This window comes from Dyella sp. S184, from assembly GCF_009766065.1.
Taxonomy (GTDB): domain Bacteria; phylum Pseudomonadota; class Gammaproteobacteria; order Xanthomonadales; family Rhodanobacteraceae; genus Rhodanobacter.
This window is the reverse complement of record NZ_LMUE01000002.1, coordinates 269,074-290,831: the sequence shown is the minus strand read 5'-3', so window position 1 is coordinate 290,831 and position 21,758 is coordinate 269,074. Positions and strand designations below refer to the sequence as shown.

Below are 21,758 nucleotides of genomic sequence, written 5' to 3'. Positions count from 1 at the left end.
GCATTGATGCCGAGCAACCGATGATCACCTCGGGCGAAGTTAAGGCGCGCGTCGTTCGGGGCGTTCGGTGGTTGCAGCAATTTCAGTGCGGCCAGATCATCACTAGGGTTGCAGACCGACGCCGGGGCCTTTTGCGAGCATCCCGTCGTCACTGAGGTTACTGCCAAGAAGCATGCAAATATGCGAAGTTTCACGGCAGCTCTCAAGCCTTGAGCAACCCCGGTGTCGCTTGCTGACCGATCGCGTCGACCATGGCTTTCGCCACGTTGAGGTTGCCGGCGATGATGTTGCCGCTGGCAGGGATGCCGTCGCGGCCGGCGAAGTCGCAGTAGCGGCCACCGGCTTCGTGCACCAGCAAGACGCCAGCAGCCATGTCCCACGGCTTCAGCCCGATCTCGAAATAGCCGTCGTAGCGGCCCGCGGCGACATAGGCCAGGTCGAGTGCGGCGGAGCCGGAGCGGCGGATGTCTTCGGCCTGGCCGAGGATCGCGCGGGTCATGTCGAGCTGCGGCACCAGATGTTCGCGCTGGCGGAACGGGAAGCCGGTGGCGATCATCGCGCCGCCGAGATTCTCGCGCTTGGACACGCGCATGCGGCGATCGTTGATATAGGCACCGTCACCCTTGCTGGCGGTGTACAGCTCGTCGCGTAGCGGGTCGAACACCACCGCGTGGATCGGCACGCCCTTTTCCAGCAGCGCGATCGACACGCTGAAGTGCGGGATGCCGCGCAGGTAGTTGTGGGTACCGTCGAGCGGGTCGATTACCCAGGTCAGTGGGCCCTTGCCGGTCGCGCCGCTTTCCTCGGCGAGGATCGCGTGGTCAGGATAGGCGCGGCGCAGTTCCTTGATGATCTCCGCCTCGGCCAGCTTGTCGACCTCGGAGACGAAGTCCAACTGCTGCTTCTCGACGATATTGAGGCCGTCGATGCGGTTCATGTAGCGCAGGATCACGTTGCCTGCTGAACGCGCGGCGCGCGCCGCGATCGTGACGTGTGGTCTGGCCATGGTTTCGACTTTGCAAAAGAGCGGGGTTGCGGCCGGCGATTCTAGCAGAGGCGGGCCCGGACCGGGCCGCGGTCACCCGAAAGCCACTATCCTTGGCCACTTGTTTACCGCCTAGCCTGCATCGCATGACCGACCAACACGACCTCGCCACCCGTATCCGCTACGTACTGGTGCGCACCTCGCATCCGGGCAATATCGGCAGTGCGGCGCGGGCGATCCGCACGATGGGTTTCGAGCGGCTGGAGCTGGTGGCACCGGCGCGCTTTCCCGATCGGGAGGCGAATGCGCTGGCCGCCGGTGCGGATGAGGTATTGGCCAACGCGGGTATCCATGCGGATCTGGTCGACAGCTTGGCCGGCACCAGCTTGGCATTAGGCCTGTCGGCGCGCCGGCGCGGCGTGACCTTGCCGGAAATCTCGCCGCGTGAGGCGGCGCAACAGGTGTTGGCTGCGGCGGCCCGCGGCGAGCAGGTGGCGCTGGTGTTCGGCAACGAGCGCACCGGACTGGAGAACGACGAGCTGGCGCGCTGCCATGCGATGGTGCGGATTCCCAGCGTGGATGATTTCAGCTCGCTCAACCTGTCACAGGCAGTGCAGGTGATGGCCTATGAACTGCGCGTGGCGATGCTCGGCGACGCACCGGCAGCGTTGCCGCCGATGCATGACGAACCACCAGCCGATGCAGCGCAGATGGAGCAGTTCTACCGGCATCTGGCGCAGACGCTGGACGATATCGAATTCCACAAGGGACGCGAGCCAACCACGATCATGCTGCGGCTGCGCAAGCTGTTCCAGCGTGCCCAGCCGGACGAGCGCGAGCTGCGTGTGTTGCACGGCATCCTCGCCGATGCCCAGCGCATGGCGGGGCTGGCGAAGCATAAATAGCCCTGCACAGGGTGCGCTCCTACTGCTCGTCGTCCGATAGCTCGAGCGAATGCGCCGGGGTGACCAGCAGCTTGTCGATGCGGGCGCCATCGAGGTCGACCACCTCGAAACGGATGCCATGCCAGGCGAACACTTCGCCGGTCTGCGGGATATGACCGAGCGCAGTCATCACCATGCCGGCGACGGTGCGGAAATCGTGTTCCTGCTCGCCGGGCAATTCGCCGACCAGCAGTAGTTCGCGCAGGTCATCGGTGGACAGGCTGCCGTCGATCAGCCAGCTGCCGTCCGCGCGTTGCACGATCGGGGCATCCTCGGCGTCGCCGCCATGGCCGATCTGGCTGGCGCCGACCACCGCCGCCAGCAGGTCGTTGACGGTGACCACGCCTTCGATGTCGCCGTACTCGTCGACCACCAGCGCCAGCGGCGTCTCGGCGTCGCGGAACTCTTCCAGCAAGTCCAGCGCGCGCGCAGTGGCTGGCACGAACAGCGGCTTGGACAGGTGCTCGAACATCTCCAGCTTGCCGTCGGCAAAGCCGTGGAGCAGCCGTTTGACCTCGACCACGCCGACCACATCGCTCTCGTCACCGCGGTACACCGGATAGCGCGAATACGGCGTCTGCCGCAAAACCTCGATGTTCTCTTCGCGTGTGGCGGCCAGGTCCAGCCACGCGATGCGCATGCGCGGCGTCATCACGCTGTCCACCGTGCGGTCGCCCAGGCGCAACACGCGGTTGACCATGTTGTGTTCGTCCGGGTCGAGCACACCCTGTTCGGCGCTCTCAGCCACCAGCAGGCGGATCTCGTCCTCGGTGACCACGCCGCGGCCGTGCTGGTTGACCCGCAGCAGCCGCAGCAGCAGGTTGCTCGACACGTTCAGCAGCCACACGAACGGTGCGGTCAGCCGCGACAGCAGCAGCATCGGGATCGCTGCGAATGTCGAAAACCGTTCTGGCGCCGACAGCGCCAGTCGCTTGGGTACCAGTTCGCCGATCACGATCTGGATGAACGAGATCAGCACGAAACCCAGCAGGATGCCGAGGATCCGCGTGTACGGCGCCAGCCACACCAGTCCCTCAGCCTTCAGGGCATCGGCGATGTGGCCGCCGAGCGCATCGCCGGCGATCGCGCCGGTACTCAGCATCACCAGAGTGATGCCGACCTGCACGGTGGACAGGAAGTGCTCGGGTGCTTCTGCATGGCGCAGGGCCAGTGCGGCGCGGCGGCTGGTTTTCGCCATCTGCTTGAGCCGGCTCTTGCGCGAGGCGACCAGCGCCATTTCCGACAGCGCGAAAAAGCCGTTGCACAGGGCCAGCACGAGGACGAGCGCGATTTCGGTCAGCATCGCGGCAATGATAGGGGTGACATGCGCCACAGTGTAAGGGTACGCGGCCTGTAGTGGTGCGGGGCAGCATGGCAGTCCTGTAACATGCCTGTCATTCCGCACCCCCTTCAGGCATGGCCAGCATGTTTTCACTGCAGACGATTTTCGGCAAAGGCGACAAGTTCTACGGGCTGCTCGAACAAAGCGCGGCCACCGTCTGCGAGAGCGCCAAGGCCCTGCATGAACTGTTGAGCAAGCCGGGCCAGGGCTCGGTGATGGCTGCATTTACGGCCACCCGTGCCCGCGAGAAGGAGCTGGCTGCACAGATCAGCGAGGGGCTGGTGAATACCTTCGTCACCGCGCTCGATCGCGAGGACATCGAGGCGCTGAATTCGGCGTTGTACAAGATTCCCAAGACGATCGAGAAATTCGCCGAGCGTTACGAGATCGTCGCCGATCGTCTGGTCGGGGTGGAATTCGCCCAGCGCGCGCTGGTGCTGGAGCGCTCCAGCGAAGTCGTCGCCCAGATGATCGGCGAGCTGCGCCGTGGCCTGCGCATCGACCCGGTGAAGAAGCTGCAGGACCGCCTGCAGGCGCTGGAATCGGAAGGCGACCGCATGCTGTTGTCGCCCTACCGCACGCTGTACGTCGAAGGCGGCGACGTAATGCGTGCGGTGCTGGCGAAGGATCTGTTCGAGCTGATCGAGAAAGCGATCGACAAGTGCCGCGATGTCGGCAACATCGTCTATTCGATCGTGCTGAAGAATTCCTGAGGGCGCGCCGTGATGCCTTGCCTCACGTGTTGCCCGGTCGTGACACGCACACTCGATCAGGTTGAATTTGTCGCCCACGGAGACTTCGCATGAGTCTCGGTCTGGTCGTGGCGGAAGTGCTGATCGCACTGGGCTTTACCTATATCAACGGCTTCCACGACACCGCCAATTCGATTGCCACGGTAGTCGCCACCAAGGTACTCACGCCCGGCCAGGCGGTGCTGCTGGCAGCGGTGACCAATCTGTTTGGCGCCTTGCTGGGTACTGCCGTGGCGGCCACCATCGCCTCGGGGTTGATCAACACCGGGGTGATCGATGTGGGCCCGCAACTGGTGATCTGTGCCTTGCTGGCAGCGATCGTGTGGAACCTGATCACCTGGTGGCTGGGCCTACCGTCGAGCTCCAGCCATGCGTTGGTCGGTTCGCTGGTCGGCGCCGCACTGGCCGCCTCCAGCAACAACTTCGGTTCAGTGATCTGGGTGCAGGGCAACTGGATCACCGGGCATGGCGTGATTCCCAAGGTGATCATCCCGATGGTGCTGTCACCGCTGAGCGGTTTCATCATCAGCTTTGCGTTGATGGGCGGCCTATATGCGCTGCTGGCCTGGTTCGCCAATCGGCATGGCTGGTCACGCCGGTTCGGACGCACGCCGTTCGTCAACTTCTTTTTCGGCAAGGCGCAGATTGTCTCGGCCACCGCGATGGGTGTGGCGCACGGCATGAACGATGCCCAGAAAAGCATGGGCATCATCGCGCTGGCACTGGCTGGCGGCACCGCAGCGCATCAGTTCGACCAGCTGCCGCAGTGGCTGGGGTTCATGCGGATCGCCGAGGATACCGCTGGCGGCTTCGCCATTCCGGTCTGGGTGAAAGTGGTCTGCGCGCTGACCATGGCTGCCGGTACTGCCGGTGGCGGCTGGCGTATCATCAAGACGCTGGGTCACAAGATGGTCAAGCTGCATCCGATCAATGGTTTCGCCGCCGAAACCAGCTCCGCAATCGTCATCCTCACTGCCTCGGCGTTCGGCATCCCGGTGTCGACCACGCACAACGTGTCCGCCTCGATCATGGGCGTGGGCGCGGCCAAGCGCTTCAACGCGATCCGCTGGTCGGTGGTGGAGCGCATGGTATGGGCGTGGATCCTGACCCTGCCGGTCACGGCGCTGCTGGCCTACTGGCTGGTGCGGCTTATCGCGACCGAGTTGTGATGCTCTGAGGTCGGCGCTGGTTCCTAGAGCGCGTCGCCGCCGTTGACGACGATCTGTTCCAGCTGGTCGCCAAGCGTCCCCAGTTCGCCAACCACGCGTTGCAGCTCGGCGCTGTCGAGAAATTCGTAGGGGCGGTTTTCGCATAGATGCAGATACGGCGAGCCATCCAGGTCGGCGACCGCCAGGAAACCGGTGCGTTGCTGCCAGTTGAAGCGCAGGCAGCGGCTGGGATCGGTGCCGGCCAGCGGCCCGATCGGGGTGGAGATACGCAGGTAGCGCCGGCCTGATTCGTCCTCGAGTTCGGCCAGATAGATGCCCTGGTGCCGGTCGTGGGCCAGTTTCAGGTCGAAACTGATCAGGTAAGGATCGTTATGGCGCAGCTCGTGCTGGCTGCCGATATGGGAACGCACGGCTTCGAAGTGGCGCATGGTGCGACTTCCGCGGCGAGAGGCGCTGCTACTCTGCCACGTCTGTCTGTCCGCGTCGCGTCAAGTTCGAGTCAATCCGCATGAATGATGTCGCCACCCGCATCTACGCCGCCATCGCCGCGATTCCACCCGGTCGTGTGGCCAGTTATGGCGCTATTGCCGCCCGTGCCGGCCTGCCGGGGCGGGCGCGGCTGGTCGGCCGGTTGCTTGGCGAGGTTCCCGACGGGATGGAGCTGCCGTGGTACCGGGTGCTGCGCTCCAGCGGCCACATCGCGATGCCGCCCGGCAGCCGTGGTTTCCGCGAACAATCCCGGCGGCTGCGGGCCGAAGGCGTCGAGGTGAAGAACGGGCGTGTACCGTTGTCACGGTTCGGCCTGGATGGTGACCTCGACCACGCATTGTGGGGTATGCCGGACGCCTGAATGGCGGCGGCTCTGACGATACGCCGCAGGCTTTGCCGTCGGGTCGGCTGGCCCGGTTTGGTAGCATGTGGCCGATGAATCCCTCTGCTATCGATCTGCTTCAAAGTGTTTTCGGTTATCCCAGTTTCCGCGGCCAGCAACAGGCCGTCGTCGAGCATCTGAACGATGGTGGCGATGCGCTGGTGCTGATGCCGACCGGTGGCGGCAAGTCGCTGTGCTACCAGATTCCCGCGCTGCTGCGGCAGGGCACTGGCATCGTGGTGTCGCCGTTGATCGCGTTGATGCAGGATCAGGTCGACGCGCTGCGCGAAGCGGGTGTCGCCGCTGCCTATCTCAATTCCAGCCTCGGTGCGGACGAGCAGCGCGAAGTCGAGCGGCAATTGCTGGCGGGTGAATTGAACCTGCTCTACGTGGCCCCCGAGCGACTGCTGACCGGGCGCTTCCTCGGCCTGCTCGAACGTACCGAGGTCGCGCTGTTCGCGATCGACGAAGCGCATTGCGTATCGCAGTGGGGTCACGATTTCCGCCCCGAATACCGTGAACTGGCGATCCTGCACCAGCGTTTCCCCGAGGTGCCGCGGATCGCGCTTACCGCCACCGCTGATCCGCGCACGCGCGATGAGATCGTTGAACGGCTTTCACTGCATAACGCACGGCAGTTCGTTGCCAGTTTCGATCGGCCGAACATCGGCTACCGGGTAGGCCTGCGACATAACGCGAAGCGTCAGCTCACCGAATTCCTGCAAGGACACGAGGGTGAGTCCGGCATCGTCTACTGTCTCAGTCGCAAGAAGGTGGACGACACCGCCGAGTGGCTGGCCGAGCTTGGCGTCGAGGCATTGCCGTATCACGCCGGTCTGGATGCGGCCACCCGCGCGAAGAACCAGAAGCGCTTTCTGCGCGAGGATGGTGTGGTGATGGTCGCCACCGTCGCATTCGGCATGGGTATCGACAAACCCGACGTGCGCTTCGTGGCGCATCTGGATCTGCCGCGCAGCATCGAAGGCTATTATCAGGAAACCGGTCGTGGTGGCCGCGATGGCCTGCCGGCCGAGGCCTGGATGATCTACGGCCTCTCCGACGTGGTAACGATGAGCCAGATGATCGCGCAGTCCGAATCGGCCGATGAGCGCAAGCGGGTCGAGCGGCAGAAACTGGAATCGTTGCTCGCCTACGCCGAGGCCACCGACTGCCGGCGGCAACTACTGCTGGGTGCCTTTGGCGAAACTTATCCGGGTCCGTGCGGCCATTGCGACAACTGCATCGCACCACCGAAAACCTGGGATGCCACCGTGCCGGCGCAGAAGGCGCTGTCGGCCGTCTATCGCAGTGGCCAGCGCTTCGGCTCCGGACACGTGATCGACATCCTGCGTGGCGAGGAAACCGAACGCGTACTCAGCCTGCATCATCATCAGCTCAGCACATTCGGCATCGGCGCCGAGATGGACGAGAAGCAGTGGCGCTCGGTGTTCCGCCAGCTGCTTGCCGCCGGGCTGCTTGAAGCGGATGCGGAGGGCTATGGCACGCTGCGGCTGACTGCTGCCAGCCGCGTCGTGCTCAGTGGTGGGCAGCTGGTGAAGCTGCGCGAGGATGCGCGCCCGGAACGTGGTAGCCGTCGCCGCCGCGACAGCAAGATCGGCGCATCCGATAAAAGCAGCGGCGGCAGCCTCGGCATCGAAGCCTATGAACAGTCGATGTGGGACGAGTTGCGTGCCCTGCGCACGCAGCTGGCCAAGCAGCAGGGCGTGCCGCCGTACGTGGTGTTCCACGACGCCACCTTGCTGGCGATGCTGCGCGCCTTGCCGGCGAACGAGGACGAGCTGGCCACCATCAGCGGTGTTGGCGAGGCCAAGCTCAAGCGCTACGGTCGTGATTTCCTGGCGGTGATCAACGCGCAGGAATAAAGCATCGATGTGTGTGCCGGCGCTTGTGCTGGTCATCGACAGCCCTTACAACTGAAAGATATTGCGAGTGCATGCCGGCGTAGGACGTCGGCGCACACTCCGCGCTTCATGTCTGAAAGGATTGCGCATGCACGACGCCCCGCTCATTGCCACCATCGTCAGCGGCATCGTGCTGGCCTTCGTCTTCGCCGCCATCGCGTACAAGCTGAGGTTGCCGCCGCTGGCCGGTTACCTGATGGCCGGTGTCGTCGTGGGGCCGTTCACCCCGGGCTATGTCGCCGATGGCCATCTCGCACATCAGCTGGCCGAGTTGGGCGTGGTGTTGCTGATGTTCGGCGTCGGGCTGCATTTCTCCTTGAAGGATCTGCTGTCAGTCAAGAACATCGCGATTCCGGGTGCGCTCGGCCAAATGGCGGTGGCGACCGTACTCGGCATGCTGCTTGGCTGGGGCCTTGGCTGGCCGTTTGCGCAGGGCTTCGTGTTTGGCCTGGCGTTGTCGGTGGCGAGTACGGTGGTGTTGCTGCGGGCGATGGATGAACGCCGGTTGATGGAAACCGAGCGTGGCCGCATCGCGATCGGCTGGCTGATCGTCGAAGACCTGGCGATGGTGCTGGCCCTGGTGCTGCTACCGGCGATCGGATTGGCGCTGGGCGGTGGCGAGTCGGGTGCCGCCACCTTGTCGTTCGCGGCGATCGCCGGCACCGTCGCGCTGACCATCGGCAAGGTGGTGCTGTTCGTGGCGATGATGCTGGTGGTCGGCAAACGGCTGATCCCGTGGATCCTCAAGGTCGTCGCCCACACCGGTTCGCGCGAACTGTTCCGCCTGGCGGTGCTGGCGATAGCGCTCGGCGTCGCGTTCGGTGCGGCCGGCCTGTTCGGGGTGTCGTTCGAGCTGGGCGCGTTCTTCGCCGGCATGATGATGGGCGAGTCGAAGCTGGCCCAGCGCGCCACCGAGGAAACCCTGCCGTTGCGCGATGCGTTCGCCGTGCTGTTCTTCGTCTCGATAGGCATGCTGTTCAACTATCACGTGGTGCTGACCGAACCGCTGGTGGTGCTGGCGGCACTGTCGATCATCGTGATCGGCAAGTCGCTGGCAGCGTTCGGCATCGTGCTGGCGTTTGGACGGCCATTGCGTACGGCGCTGACGATTGCCACCAGCCTGGCGCAGATCGGCGAGTTCTCGTTCATCCTGATCGGCGTGGGCGTAGCGCAGAACCTGGTGTCGAAGGAAGCGCAGGACGTGTTGCTGGCCGCCGCGATCCTGTCGATCCTGCTCAATCCGTTGCTGTTCAAACTGCTCGATCGTGCCAAGCCTTGGCTGGACGCGCGCGAGGCACTGCAGCTCGGCGACGCGGTTGTACCTGCGAGTATCGAACCGGTATCGGAGATCCTGGTCACCAGCGCGCTGCGCGGGCATGTGGTGGTGGCCGGCTACGGTCGGGTCGGACGGTTGGTTGGCGAGACGCTGCACGGGCGCGGCAATGCAGTACTTGTGCTGGAGGAGGAGCAGGAACGGGTCGCCATGTTGCGTGAGCAAGGCATCGAGACGATCGTCGGCAACGCGGCACGGGACGATGTGCTGGAAGCGGCCAATCTCATCCAGGCACGCGCACTGGTGGTGACCGTGCCCGATGCGTTCGAGAGTGGCGAGGTAGTGCGGGTGGCGCGGCTGGCCAATCCGCAGCTGCAGATCATTGCTCGCGCCGATTCCGATGCCAGCATGGCGCACCTGCAGCAGCAGGGCGCCGACCTGGTGGTGCTGGCCGAGCCCGAGCTGGCGCGCGGCATGCTCGAGCATCTGGGTGCGCTGCAACACTAGTCGCTGCATACGTATTCAGCCGGACACGCCTGAGGCCACAGTGCAGACTCGGCCCACAATTCAATTATTGATGCCATGAACGTTGGGGAGACGCGATGAGCACAGTGGACGCGACAGATGGATCGGGCCAGCACGCCACCACGCGGGTGGTGTTGATCTCGGCGGCAGCGGCGCTGGGCGGCTTCCTGTTCGGTTTCGACACGGCGGTAATCAACGGCGCGGTCGATGCGATCCGTGGCGCCTTCACGCTGGATGCGGCACAGACCGGTTTTGCGGTGTCGTGTGCCTTGCTCGGCTCGGCGCTGGGCGCGTGGTATGCCGGCATGCTGGCGAATCGCTGGGGCCGCGTGCGCACCATGCAGGTCGCGGCCGTGTTGCTGGTGGCCAGCGCACTGGGTTCGGGCCTGGCGGGTGCCGTGTGGCAGTTGATCCTGTGGCGGCTGGTCGGCGGTATCGGCGTCGGCGTGGCATCGGTGATCGCGCCGACCTATATCGCCGAAGTGTCGCCCGCGTACATCCGCGGCCGGCTCGGCTCAATGCAGCAGCTGGCGATTGTGCTGGGTATCTTCGCGGCGCTGCTCAGTGACGCGTGGCTGGCTGGTTCGGCCGGCGGTGCCTCGCATCCGCTGTGGTTCGGTATGGGCGCGTGGCGCTGGATGTTCCTGGCGGCGGTGCTGCCGGCATTGATCTACGGCACTCTGGTGCTGGGCGTACCGGAGTCGCCGCGCTACCTGGTGGCCAAGGGCCGTCTGGCCGAGGCCAGGGACGTGCTGCGCCAGGTGCTGAACATGCACAGCGAGGCTGCGCTGGACAGCAAGCTGCATGATATCGAGGACAGCCTGCGCTCTGAGCACCAGCCACGTCTGAGCGACCTGCTCGGCAAGGCCGCCGGCCTGCTGCCGGTGGTGTGGATCGGCATCCTGTTGTCGGTGTTCCAGCAGTTCGTCGGCATCAACGTGATTTTCTATTACTCGTCCACGCTATGGCATTCGGTGGGTTTCAGTGAGGCGGATTCGTTCACGATCACGGTGGCCACGTCGGTGGTCAACGTGCTGGTGACCCTGGTGGCGATCGCCTTGGTCGACAAGATTGGCCGCAAGCCCTTGCTGGTAGTTGGCTCGGCCGGCATGGCCGTGACCCTGGCGGCGATGGCCTGGTGCTTCTCGCAGGCGACTGGCAGCGGCGCCGCGCTCAGTCTGCCGGGCGCCACCGGCATCGTCGCGCTGATCGCGGCAAATGCCTACGTGGTGTTTTTCGGGGTGAGCTGGGGTCCAGTGGTATGGGTGCTGCTGGGCGAGATGTTCCCGAACCGGATCCGCGCCACCGCGCTGGCAGTGGCTGCAGCGGCGCAGTGGCTGGCGAACTTCGCGATCACCAGCAGTTTCCCGGCGCTGGCCGAGATCGGCCTCACGTTCGCCTATGGGCTGTACGCCGCCTTCGCCTTCCTGTCGCTGCTGTTCGTACTTTACGCGGTACGCGAGACCAAGGGTGTCGAGCTGGAGGACATGCGCGCCTGAGTATCGTCAATCACAGTTTCCTCCCGGTGACCCCTTCAAAAGCGCCGCCGGATTGCCCCTGCGTCGGCACGGCCGGGCGGGATACGACAGGCGGTGCGCAAAGCAGCTAGGATTCGGAACCACCGACGGCGTTTCGCCGTCGGTGGGCGGCTTCCGGATCAGGCAGCGGATGAAGGGAAAGTCCACATCGATCGATATTGCCCACCTGGCCGGGGTCTCCCAGGCCACCGTGTCGCGCGCGCTGCGCGGCAGCCCGCTGGTCAATGAGGAAACCCGCCGGCGCATCGAAGCCGCTGCCGAGCAGCTCAATTACAAACTCGACAAGAACGCCTCCAACCTGCGCCGGATGCATACCGGCACGCTGGCGCTGCTGTTCTTCGAGGATCCCACCGCCGACGAGTCGCACATCAACCCGTTCTTCCTGTCGATGCTCGGCTCGATCACCCGTGCCTGCGCGCTGCGGGGCTACGACCTGCTGATCTCGTTCCAGCAGTTCTCGCACGACTGGCACGCCGATTTCGCCGATAGCAAGAAGGCCGACGGTCTGATCCTGCTCGGCTACGGCGACTACCTGGCCTACACCGACAAGCTGGAAAAGCTGGTCGCCCAGGGCACCTGCTTCGTGCGCTGGGGTGCGGTGCTGCCCGACCAGCCGGGCGTCTCGATCGGTTGCGACAATTTTCTTGGCGGCTATGCGGTGGGAGAGCACTTGCTGGAACGCGGCTGCCGCCGCATCGCCTTTCTCGGTGATGCCTCCAGCCATTACCCGGAATTCTTCGCGCGCTATCGCGGCTATGCCGATGCCTTGCAGCAGGCCGGCGTGGAGGTCGATGACGCCCTGCAGGAAAACGCCGAGAGCACCGAGCGCTCCGGCTACGAGGCGATGCGCACGCTGATCACCCGCGAGGTCGGCTTCGACGCCGTGTTCGCCGCCAGCGACCTGATTGCGATCGGCGCGATGCACGCACTCAGCGATCACGGCATGCGCGTGCCGCAGGATGTGGCGCTGGTCGGTTTCGATGACATCGCCATGGCCAGCTTCGTCAATCCGCCGCTGACCACGGTATTGCAGGACACCGGCCAGGCTGGCGCCGTGCTGGTCGACAGCCTGCTCGGCCTGATCCGCGGCGAGCCGGTGGAAAGCGAGGTGCTGCCGGTGAAGCTGATGGTGCGGCGATCGAGCCTGCGACAGCCCTGAGCGGTCCGTGGCACGACCTGCCGATGATGGCAATCCAGCCTAGGATTTTGCGGTAATTCGCAGAATAGTCACGCAGGGTGGCACCTGATCGTTTAACCTGCGGCGGCTACCTGGACACCCTCATGACAGGATCGCGCTCACCCATGGAACGTAGCCAGCCGGAGTTGGAGTTTCATCAGGTATTCGATCGGATCACCGATGCCTACGTGGCGCTGGACAGGGACTGGCGCTACACCTATCTGAATGCGAAGGCCTGCGATTTCTTCGGGCGCCGTGCCGAGGATCTGATCGGCAAGCACATCTGGACGGAGTTTCCGGAAGGAGCTGGTCAGCCCTTTCACCATGCGTACGAGCAGGCGATGGCCGAACAGCGCCCGATCCTGCTCGAGGCGTTCTACCCGCCGTACAATCGCTGGTTCGAAAACCGCATCTACCCGTCCGCGGATGGCGTGACCATCTACTTCCTCGACATCACCGAGCGCAAGCAGGCGGAGCAGGCGCTGTTGCAGCAGCAGCGGATGCTCGACCAGGCCCAGCAGGTGGCGCACATCGGCAGCTGGGAGTGGGACATCGGCAGCAACCGGGTGACCTGGTCGGCTGAGCTGCACCGCATCTACGGCGTGCTGCTGGAGCAGCATGAGGCCACGTTCGAGGCCTATCTAGCGCTGGTGCATCCGCTGGATCGCGCACGCGTGCTGCAGATCATCGAGCAGGCCGGCAAGGATCAGCAGCCGTTCGAGTTCGAGGAGCGCATCGTGCGCGCGGATGGTTCCGAACGCACATTGTTCAGCCGTGGTGCGGTGGATGTCGATGAGACCGGTTTTGCCATCCGCATGCTGGGTGCGTGCCAGGACATCACCGAGCGCAAGCGCGCGGAGCAGATGGCTGTCGGCCAGCACGAGATACTGGTCGGGATCGCTGCACATCAGTCGCTAGGGGAAAGCCTGGAGCGCATCGCCCGACTGCACGAGGCGCTGAACCCGGGTGCCTTGTGCTCGTTGCTGCTGCTGGATGACGACGGCCGGCACGTGCTGCACGGCGCGGCACCCAGCTTGCCCGATGCGTTCAACCAGTCCATGCATGGACTCGAAATCGGCGAAGCGCGCGGCTCTTGCGGCACCGCCGCGTGGCGCTGCGAGCGCGTGGTGGTGGCCGACATCGCCAGTCATGCGTACTGGGAGAACTACAAGCATCTCGCGCTGACCCACGGGTTGAAAGCATGCTGGTCGACGCCGGTATTCGGCAGCCATGGCCAGGTACTGGGGACGTTTGCGGTGTACTACCGCGAATCGCGCGAGCCGCGTGCGGAGGAGTTGCAGAGTATCGATCGCATGCTGCCGATCACCGGCATCGCGATCGAGAGCGCGCGGCTGGTCGGCCGCCTGCGTGAACGCAACCGCTTCTTCGAGATGTCGCTGGAGATCTTCTGCATCCTCGATCCGCAGAGCGAACGGATCGTACAGTTCAATCCGTCACTGCCACGCGTCACCGGTTACAGCGCCGAAGAACTGACATCGAGGAATTATCGCGAATTCCTGCTGCCAGAGGATGGCCTGGGCAAGTCGGATCCCATGCTTGCGCTGACCGGGTCGGGACAGCGGGTGCATGAATTCGTCACTCGCTGCATCTACAAGGATGGTAGTGAGCATTGGCTGGACTGGGTTTCGTTTGCCGCGCCAGATGGCATGCTCTACGCAGTGGCGCGCGACATCACCGAACGTCGCCGGGCCGAGGCAGAGCTGGACTATGCCGCCAGCCACGATACGGTCACCGGCTTGCCGCACCACATGATGCTCGAGCGCGCCCTCGCCGGGATGTTGCGGGATCCGGCGACACCGGTATGGGTATTGATGGTCGGCCCCGATCGCTTCCAGGTGGTCAATGAATCCGTTGGCTACGCCACCGGCGATGACGTGCTTCGGCAGCTGGCCAGCCGATTGCTGGTGGCGCTGGGTGAGCAGGGCCAGATCGCGCGTTTTGCCGGCGACAACTTTGTCGTCGCGGTCCGCGGCATGTCGCGGCACGCGGTGCTTGAACTGGCCGAGCGATTGCGCGCAGCGGTGGCGGCACCGATCGAAGGGCACGACTACCGGCTGTTGTTGACGGCCAGCGTCGGCATCAGCCATTCGCCCGATCATGGCGAGAATCCAAAGAGCCTGCTGCGCGGTGCCGATGCTGCGATGGCCCAGGCCAAGCGCGAGGGACGCGACCGGGTCTGCGAGTTCTCGATCCAGCAGATGCGCGACCTCGAGGAACGGCTGCTGCTGGGCAGCCAACTGCGCGATGCGATCCGGCATGGGGAACTGGAGCTTTACTACCAGCCGCAACATCGGGCGGTCGATAACGTATTGACCGGTTTCGAGGCGCTGTTGCGCTGGAACAGTCGCGAGCTTGGCCCGGTGCCGCCGGGCCAGTTCATCCCGATCGCCGAGGCGTTGGGCCTGATGCCGGAGATGGGTGAGTGGGTGCTCGATGCTGCGTGCCGGCAGGTGCGTGTTTGGCTCGATCAGGGGTACCGCGATTTCACCATGTCGGTGAACGTCTCGGCGCAGCAGCTGCAGCGCGCTGGCCTGCCGGGGCTGGTCGGTGAGGCGTTGCATCGGCATGACGTGCCACCGTCGATGCTCGACATCGAAATCACCGAGAGCTCGCTGATGGAAAACGTCGGGCGGGTGCAGCGCACGCTGGCCGAACTCAAGGCGCTCGGCACCCTGGTGTCCCTGGACGATTTCGGCACCGGCTATTCCAGCCTCGCATATCTGAAGCAATTCCCGATCGACAAGCTGAAGATCGATCAGAGCTTCGTACGCGGTTTGCCGGCTGATGCCGACGACGCCTCGATCGCCCGAACCATCATCGCGCTGGCGCACCAGTTGCGCATGAGTGTCGCCGCCGAGGGCGTGGAAACACAGGCGCAGGCGGACTTCCTCACCGAGGTCGGCTGCGACGAATTGCAGGGAAATCATCTGGGGGCCGCGTTGCCCGTGAGAGAAGCCGAGAAGTACTTCAGCTTGTCGCAAGGGACTTGTTAGCGCAGTTCCTGCGTTGAGCCTGCGCGGGCAATATATCGCTGCATAAAATCACATTCGTTGCGGATTGCTTGATTCTCCGGGTGGCCGCCCGCAATACAGATCGTGGAACTCGTGACCTTGCGTCGCGCCGTCATTCTCATCCGGAGAACCTCCATGCATATCGACCTGAGTCAGCGCCACGCGATTGTCACCGGCTCCACTGCCGGCATCGGCCTGGCGATCGCCAGCGGCCTCGCGGCGGCGGGCGCGCACGTCGTCATCACCGGGCGCACGCAGGAGCGTGTGGATGAAGCCATCACCAGCATTACGAAGAACGTCAGTGGTGCGCGCCTCAGCGGCGTGGCCGGTGATCTCGGTACGCGCGAAGGTGCCGAACGGCTGATCGCCGGAGTGCCGCAGACCGATATCCTGGTCAACAACCTTGGCATCTTCGAGCCAAAGGCGTTCTTCGATATTACCGACGCGGATTGGCTGCACTTCTTCGAGGTCAACGTGATGAGCGGTGTGCGGCTGGCGCGGTATTACGCGCAGGGCATGGCAAAGCGTGGCTGGGGTCGCGTGCAGTTCATCTCCAGCGAGTCGGGCGTGCAGATTCCCGCCGAAATGGTTCACTACGGCACCACCAAGACCGCCCAGCTCGCGGTGTCGCGTGGCCTCGCCGAATCGCTGGCCGGCACCGGCGTCACCGTCAACGCAATCCTGCCCGGCCCGACCCGCTCCGAAGGCGTCGGAGACTTCTTCGGCAAGATCGCGGCGGAGCAGGGTGTGCCACTGGAAAAAGTCGAACGCGACTTCATCGCAACCCATCGCCCGTCGTCACTGATCAAGCGGCTCGCTTCTGTCGACGAAGTCGCGAACATGGCGGTGTATCTCGCCTCGGGGCAGGCCTCGGCCACCACCGGCGCGGCGGTGCGTGTGGATGGTGGCGTGGTGCGGTCGGTGGTTTGATGAGCGTAGCGAGCTTTGAATTCCTCGGGCTCAGCCGGAGATTGAGAGGGCTGGAGTTAGTCGCCAGACGTGACTAACTCCACATCCCGAACCCACAGTTGCGACCATCGTGCGACCTTTTCACCAGGAGTCAGCGACTGTGGTGAAGCCGGGACTGCACTCGCAAAGCCAGTAGGCCCCTCCAGGGATCGTGCGTTTACAGCTCCGTACATGCGAGCGTTGTGCTCAAAGACGACTGCCACCAGCACACCACATCGATCGCAGAGCAGGAATTCGGCAGTATTTGATCCTTGCTGATACCGGCGCAGCGTATCTGGGGTCTGCATGAGTACAGACAGCTGCCCGGCCGGATCTGAAACGTAGGCAGCACCATGCTTTTGACAGAACGAGCAGTCGCAGGCTCGAGGAATAATGCTTGCCGGATCCAATGCAGTTGAAAAGGTCACGCGAAGCTGACCGCAGCGACAGCCGCCCCGAAACGCAAATGCATTACTCAATGACGACATCGTTGCACCTGGGACCTAACGTTTGACTTAAGCGGACCGCTGCAGGCAGGCCCGCTTGGAGGAAGGGTAGGGCCGCATGCTCGTTGTGGGGCGTTATTCTATGCGTGCGCTTGAGCTAAGCCCAAGCCGCGAAGCTGGCTCTCAAGCTCCGCAATCGAGCGCCAGGCTAGAATCGGTGAGTTCTGCCTTTCGTCCGGAGGATTTGACGGCAGTTCGTTGGACCAACCTCCGCAACCGACGAGTGGAAGCAGTGGTCGCTTGTGGAGCCAAGCCAAGCAGACTTCTGAAATCGTGCCGGCCCGCCCGCCGATGACGATGCATGCATCTCCGGCGAGTGCCATCAGCAGGTTGCGTGCATCTCCCATTCCGCAGGGGATGACAACGGTGGCAGGCCAGTCTGCTGGAGGCATTTGATCCGGTGGGACGATGCTGACCACCAATCCGCCTGCATCAATGGCTTGCTCGGCCGCAACTCTGGTTGCTGGACTTCCGCAGCCGCTGACCAGTGTGATGCCTAGCTTCGCGAGAAGCGCTCCGGCCTCGCCGGCTAGCTCATATGCGGCAGATCCTGGGTCTGCGCTGCCCAGGACGCATACCTGAGGGCGACGGATAGATTTTGTCATGCGCGATCGCTCTCTTGCGGCAAACGCTGGAATTAAGCGGCGGCGAAGCCGTCCGCCTTGAACGAATTGTTAGAGAACGCGAATTCAAATACTAAGTGCACACGTGCGGCCGCGATGGATAGTCGAGGTGATCGGCGATACTGACGATGAAACTTTTCCGGCCAGAAGAGGATCGTCGTCATGAGATATCGCCAGATCACCTCGGGTGAAAGATATATGCTGGCTGCGCTTCGAAAGCAAGGAAGCAGCGCAGCAGCTATCGCTCGTCAGCTTGGGCGCCATCCTCGGCTGCCTTGGTTGGCGTGGCTGCGTGCGCGAGGCCGAGGCGAGGATGACGACGAGGGCAGGAAGCAGGCGGAGCTTGGGCGTGGTTCGGGTTCCGTGGAGCGGGACGCGGGCGTGTCTGGTCAGGCCTCGGGTTCGGCCACGCGCAGGGTGCACAGGCCGGCGATGAGCAGGCTAGCGCCGCCCAGGCCCAGCGCCCAGATCGGCTGGTTGTGGAAGAACAGCTTCAGCAGTACGCCCAGCATGCTGGCGGCGAGCAGCTGCGGGATCACGATGAAGAAATTGAAGATGCCCATGTAGATGCCCATCTTCGCGGCCGGCAGGTTGTCCGACAGCATCGCGTAGGGCAGCGAGAGGATCGACGCCCAGGCGAAACCCACGCCCACCATGGACGCGATCAGCCAGTGCGGATCGCGAATCACCAGGAACGACAGCAGGCCGAAGCCGCCCAGCCACAGGTTGATCAGGTGACTCATGCGCAGCCCGCAGGCGCGCACCAGCAGCGGAATCAGGATCGCGGCGAGCACGCCCACGCCGTTGTAGGTACCCATCAGCACACCGGCCCAGTTCGCGCCCTCGTTGTAGGCCACGGACGTCGTGTCGCTACTGCCATAGAAGGTCTGCGACACGGCCGAGGTGGTGTTGATCCACATCGCGAACATCGCGAACCAGGAGAAGAATTGCACCCAGTTGAGCCGACGCATCGGCCGGGGCATGCCGTGCAGATCACCCATGATGTGGCGCAGCGCGCCATCGCTGCGGGTGCGGCTGAGCCACACGAACAGTGCGCCGAAACCGACCAGCCCGGTGGCCAGCAGGTACAGCTCCTTCTCCAGCGCGAAGTGCTGGATCAGACCCAGCAGCACCAGCCCCAACGCCAGGAAAAACGATCCGATCTTCCACGCGTCAGCCACGCTGCCGCGTGCTTCCTCGATGCGGTTGTCCGAGAACGACTGCAACTGCTCCGGCGGATACTCGCGTGTGCTCAGAATGGTCCACAGCATCGCCGCCAGCAGCACGAGTGCACCGGCGAAGAAGGCGTACTTCACCGAATGCGGCACCACGCCGGCCGGCGCTGTGTTGGCCACGCCGAAGTGGGTGAGCAGATAGGGCAGGAACGAGGCCACCACCGCGCCCACGCCGATGAAAATACTCTGCATCGCGTAGCCCAGCGGGCGCTGCGATGGCGGGAGCTGGTCGCCGACGAAGGCGCGGAACGGTTCCATCGACACGTTGAACGACGCATCCATGATCCACAGCAGACCCGCGGCGATCCACAGCGTGGGCGAGTTGGGCATCGCCAGCAGGGCGAGCGTCGCCAGCACCGCGCCGGCGAAAAAATACGGCCGGCGGCGGCCGAAGCGGTTCCAGGTGCGGTCGGAAAAATAGCCGATGACCGGTTGCACGATCAGTCCGGTGAAGGGCGCGGCGATCCACAGCACCGGGATCTGGTCCACGTTCGCGCCCAGCGTCTGGAAGATCCGACTGACGTTGGCATTCTGCAGCGCGAAGCCGAACTGGATGCCGAGGAAGCCGAAACACATGTTCCAGATCTGCCAGAACGACAGTTCGGGTTTGGCCTTCATGGCGTGGTGGTTTCCGTTGCAAGAGGGGCGATCACCAATTCGCGCACGTCGGCCTGGTTCAACGGGCCGTCGCTGCCGCCGGCGCCGCCGGTGTAGTGGGCGAAGTGGGCGAGATAGCTCATGTTGAAGCCGTCATCGAGTGTGAACTGGCAGTGGGCGCCGGCCTTCGCGGCGAAGCTGCCCCAGGTCGAATGTTGCAAGCCGATGCTGTGCGGCATCACGATCGGCAGGCGCTGCTCGTCGCTGCCAGCGCAGCGGATCAGCAGCATCTTCACGGCGGCGGTGACGCCGGTGTTGATCGGGCCATGTTCGTTCGCGTAGTCGAGTGAAACGCGATAGTTGCCGGTGGTCGGTGCGGTCCACGTGCGCGGCCAGTTGCCAGCGACTTTCATCACATCGCCCACGCAGGTGTCAGGGCTGTGCAGTGATTCGAGACCTTGTGCATCGATGAGCGTGGCGCTGACGCAGGCCAGTCCTGGCTGACGCGCGAGTTGGCCGTTGCCGTCGATGCTCCCGTGGCGTTTGCCGTTGAGATAAAGCACCACCTTGCCGTCGACCTGCACGTGCCAGCCGCCGGCAGCGGCGGTCAGCACCGGTGCGGCGGGAGCGGTCGGTGCGTACAGCGGCGCATTGGTGCGCAGCGGCAAGTCCTGCAACTGGATTGCCTTGAGTGTGACGACCGTGCTGGCGCCGTGCGTGTTGGTGCGGTCGGCGACCAGCAGGTTGCCGTTGTAGTGAGCGGGAAGCTGCAACGTGATCTGCCGATCCGGCAGATCCAGTTTGATCGACGTGCGCTGGCCGAACAGCATCGGCACCAGCGAGGTGGGCAGCTTGGGTTCGACGCGGCCACCTTCAGTGAGACCGAACACGCCTTCGGTCACCACCGCGAGATAGGCGGCTACCGACCACACCTGCCGCGGCGAATTGACCACCGGGCCGCTGAGCTTGCCTTCGTCCAGGTGCTGGCCTTGGGTCAGCAGTTCGTAGTTCTCCATATTGGAGCCGTACAGCGCGGCGCCACGCATCACCGATTCGATCTCGTGCGCAATCCGCGCCGGATCGTTCACCACGCGCGCAGCACGCAGCGCATACGCGCTGACGAACGGCCAGATCGCGCGGTTGTGGTAGATCGGCTGGTCGGCGCGCTCGGGCCAGATCACCGGACTGCCGGCGGGCCAGGTCGGGTAGTTCGCCAGCGTCTGCCGTGCACGCTCGCCGTCGGCCACGCCACTGGTGATCGCCAGCGCGATGCCGAGCAGGTCGTAGGTGTCGTAGGGAGTGCCGTCGCCGCCGAGGTAACTCATGTAGAGGCCACGGTCGGCGCGCCAGAAGTGCGCGTTGATCGCTGTCTTCAGGGCTGTGGACTGCGCGCGGTAATCGCTGGCGGCCTTCGCATCATGGTGCGTATCGGCCAGCGTGGCGGCCAGCTGCAGTGCCTGGTAGTGCAGCACATTGGTGGACAGTGCGAACGATTGGCCGATGGCGACGACATTGTTCGCCGTCCACGCCGGATAGGTCTGCTCGCGCCAATCGAGGAACGAGGTTTCGCCGCGATACAGGCCGAAGCCGGCGTCAAACGCGTATTGCCGATCCTGCGCCAGCGTATTGCCCAGCGCGTGATAGACGTCCTCGGCGAACGCCTTGTCGCCGAGCAGGTGCTGTGCGCCGAGGAACCACACCACACGGTCGGTGCTGATCGGCCAGCTGCCACCCGAGCCGGTGTCCTGCATCACGTACAAACCTTGCGGCGCAGACGGCACGCGCACGTCGGATAGCTTGAACTGCAGGCCGTTGCGCGAACGCGCGGCATCGAAGCGCCACAGGCCGAGGTCGATCGAGTACGACAGATCGCGTGTCCACACGTACGGCCACTTCAGGCCGGTCTCGAAACATTGGCAGGGAATCGGCTGGCCGTGGTCGAACGCACCGTCGCGGATCGCCGTCACCGAATCCTGCTTCAGGTCGTCCTGCGCCATCGCGAACAAGCCGTCGAACAGCGGGCTGGCGGTGTACACGTGCAGTGGCTGGGCCGGGATCACGCGTTGCCCGTAAGGCCACTCCAGCGTGTAGCTGCCTTGCGCGTCCTGGCTCATGCTCACGTGTACACCGTGCCAGTCCATGCCATCCTGCCATGCCGGCGCAGTGGCGCTTGCCGCCATGGCAGTGGCCAGCAGCATGCTCAGCATGCGTGCACCCAAGATCTCCCGGCGTGGCTCGGGTATTTCATCGGCATGTCCCTCCCGCAGCTGTTATGTCACGGCGCGATGTGCCCCGCATGTTGCAGGCGCAGCATCGACA

General features: G+C 64.2%; 16 protein-coding genes and 1 pseudogene. 11 read left to right on the top strand and 6 right to left on the bottom strand.

Features of this window, described 5'->3' with window-relative positions:
- Positions 1–202: 202 nt before the first annotated feature.
- A complete protein-coding gene (locus GSQ75_RS01245; RefSeq protein WP_158752729.1) occupies positions 203–1,006 on the bottom strand; it encodes an inositol monophosphatase family protein in 804 nt (267 codons plus the stop codon).
- A 125-nt stretch (positions 1,007–1,131) separates the two neighbouring features.
- Between GSQ75_RS01245 and GSQ75_RS01240 the strand changes: the two genes are divergently transcribed.
- The gene (locus tag GSQ75_RS01240; RefSeq protein ID WP_158752728.1) at positions 1,132–1,890 is read left to right on the top strand and encodes an RNA methyltransferase; all 759 of its coding nucleotides are present in this window, start codon (positions 1,132–1,134) and stop codon (positions 1,888–1,890) included.
- A gap of 19 nt (positions 1,891–1,909) precedes the next feature.
- On the opposite strand, the gene GSQ75_RS01235 is transcribed toward GSQ75_RS01240, so the two are convergent.
- On the bottom strand, positions 1,910–3,232 hold the full coding sequence (locus GSQ75_RS01235; protein ID WP_158752727.1) for a hemolysin family protein: 1,323 nt from the start codon (positions 3,230–3,232) through the stop codon (positions 1,910–1,912).
- A 122-nt stretch (positions 3,233–3,354) separates the two neighbouring features.
- Between GSQ75_RS01235 and GSQ75_RS01230 the strand changes: the two genes are divergently transcribed.
- Together GSQ75_RS01230 and GSQ75_RS01225 are read left to right on the top strand one after the other, a co-directional pair.
- On the top strand, positions 3,355–3,984 hold the full coding sequence (locus tag GSQ75_RS01230) for a pit accessory protein (RefSeq protein ID WP_158752726.1): 630 nt from the start codon (positions 3,355–3,357) through the stop codon (positions 3,982–3,984).
- A gap of 89 nt (positions 3,985–4,073) precedes the next feature.
- Positions 4,074–5,192 (top strand): inorganic phosphate transporter, encoded by a 1,119-nt coding sequence (locus GSQ75_RS01225; protein WP_158752725.1) that lies wholly within the window; start codon positions 4,074–4,076, stop codon positions 5,190–5,192.
- A gap of 23 nt (positions 5,193–5,215) precedes the next feature.
- Here GSQ75_RS01225 and GSQ75_RS01220 read toward each other — a convergent pair whose 3' ends face one another.
- Positions 5,216–5,620 (bottom strand): hypothetical protein, encoded by a 405-nt coding sequence (locus GSQ75_RS01220; RefSeq protein WP_158752724.1) that lies wholly within the window; start codon positions 5,618–5,620, stop codon positions 5,216–5,218.
- 80 nt (positions 5,621–5,700) lie between these two features.
- Between GSQ75_RS01220 and GSQ75_RS01215 the strand changes: the two genes are divergently transcribed.
- From GSQ75_RS01215 to GSQ75_RS01185, 7 genes are all read left to right on the top strand, one after another.
- Positions 5,701–6,042, top strand: coding sequence for an MGMT family protein (locus tag GSQ75_RS01215; RefSeq protein WP_158752723.1), 342 nt, complete (start codon positions 5,701–5,703; stop codon positions 6,040–6,042).
- Between the two features lie 74 nt (positions 6,043–6,116).
- Positions 6,117–7,946, top strand: a complete 1,830-nt coding sequence (recQ, locus tag GSQ75_RS01210; RefSeq protein ID WP_158752722.1) for a DNA helicase RecQ — start codon at positions 6,117–6,119, stop codon at positions 7,944–7,946.
- Between the two features lie 127 nt (positions 7,947–8,073).
- Positions 8,074–9,765, top strand: a complete 1,692-nt coding sequence (gene ybaL, locus GSQ75_RS01205; protein WP_158752721.1) for a YbaL family putative K(+) efflux transporter — start codon at positions 8,074–8,076, stop codon at positions 9,763–9,765.
- 95 nt (positions 9,766–9,860) lie between these two features.
- The gene (locus tag GSQ75_RS01200) at positions 9,861–11,282 is read left to right on the top strand and encodes a sugar porter family MFS transporter (protein WP_158752720.1); all 1,422 of its coding nucleotides are present in this window, start codon (positions 9,861–9,863) and stop codon (positions 11,280–11,282) included.
- Between the two features lie 169 nt (positions 11,283–11,451).
- Positions 11,452–12,480 (top strand): LacI family DNA-binding transcriptional regulator, encoded by a 1,029-nt coding sequence (locus GSQ75_RS01195; RefSeq protein ID WP_158752719.1) that lies wholly within the window; start codon positions 11,452–11,454, stop codon positions 12,478–12,480.
- Between the two features lie 143 nt (positions 12,481–12,623).
- On the top strand, positions 12,624–15,512 hold the full coding sequence (locus GSQ75_RS01190; protein WP_158752718.1) for an EAL domain-containing protein: 2,889 nt from the start codon (positions 12,624–12,626) through the stop codon (positions 15,510–15,512).
- Positions 15,513–15,665: 153 nt separating this feature from the next.
- Positions 15,666–16,460, top strand: coding sequence for an SDR family oxidoreductase (locus GSQ75_RS01185; RefSeq protein ID WP_158752717.1), 795 nt, complete (start codon positions 15,666–15,668; stop codon positions 16,458–16,460).
- A 604-nt stretch (positions 16,461–17,064) separates the two neighbouring features.
- Here GSQ75_RS01185 and GSQ75_RS01180 read toward each other — a convergent pair.
- Complete coding sequence (locus tag GSQ75_RS01180; protein ID WP_158752716.1) at positions 17,065–17,589, bottom strand: Rossmann fold nucleotide-binding protein; 525 nt, start codon at positions 17,587–17,589, stop codon at positions 17,065–17,067.
- 180 nt (positions 17,590–17,769) lie between these two features.
- On the opposite strand from GSQ75_RS01180, the pseudogene GSQ75_RS19115 reads away from it, so the two are divergent.
- Positions 17,770–17,871, top strand: a pseudogene (locus tag GSQ75_RS19115) (helix-turn-helix domain-containing protein); the annotation flags it as partial.
- A gap of 125 nt (positions 17,872–17,996) precedes the next feature.
- Here the strand turns inward: GSQ75_RS19115 and GSQ75_RS01170 are convergent.
- On the bottom strand, positions 17,997–19,460 hold the full coding sequence (locus tag GSQ75_RS01170) for an MFS transporter (RefSeq protein WP_158752714.1): 1,464 nt from the start codon (positions 19,458–19,460) through the stop codon (positions 17,997–17,999).
- Positions 19,457–21,646, bottom strand: coding sequence for a Six-hairpin glycosidase-like protein (locus GSQ75_RS01165; RefSeq protein ID WP_158752713.1), 2,190 nt, complete (start codon positions 21,644–21,646; stop codon positions 19,457–19,459). Before GSQ75_RS01165 ends, GSQ75_RS01170 begins: the two co-directional genes overlap by 4 nt.
- Positions 21,647–21,758 lie beyond the last annotated feature (112 nt).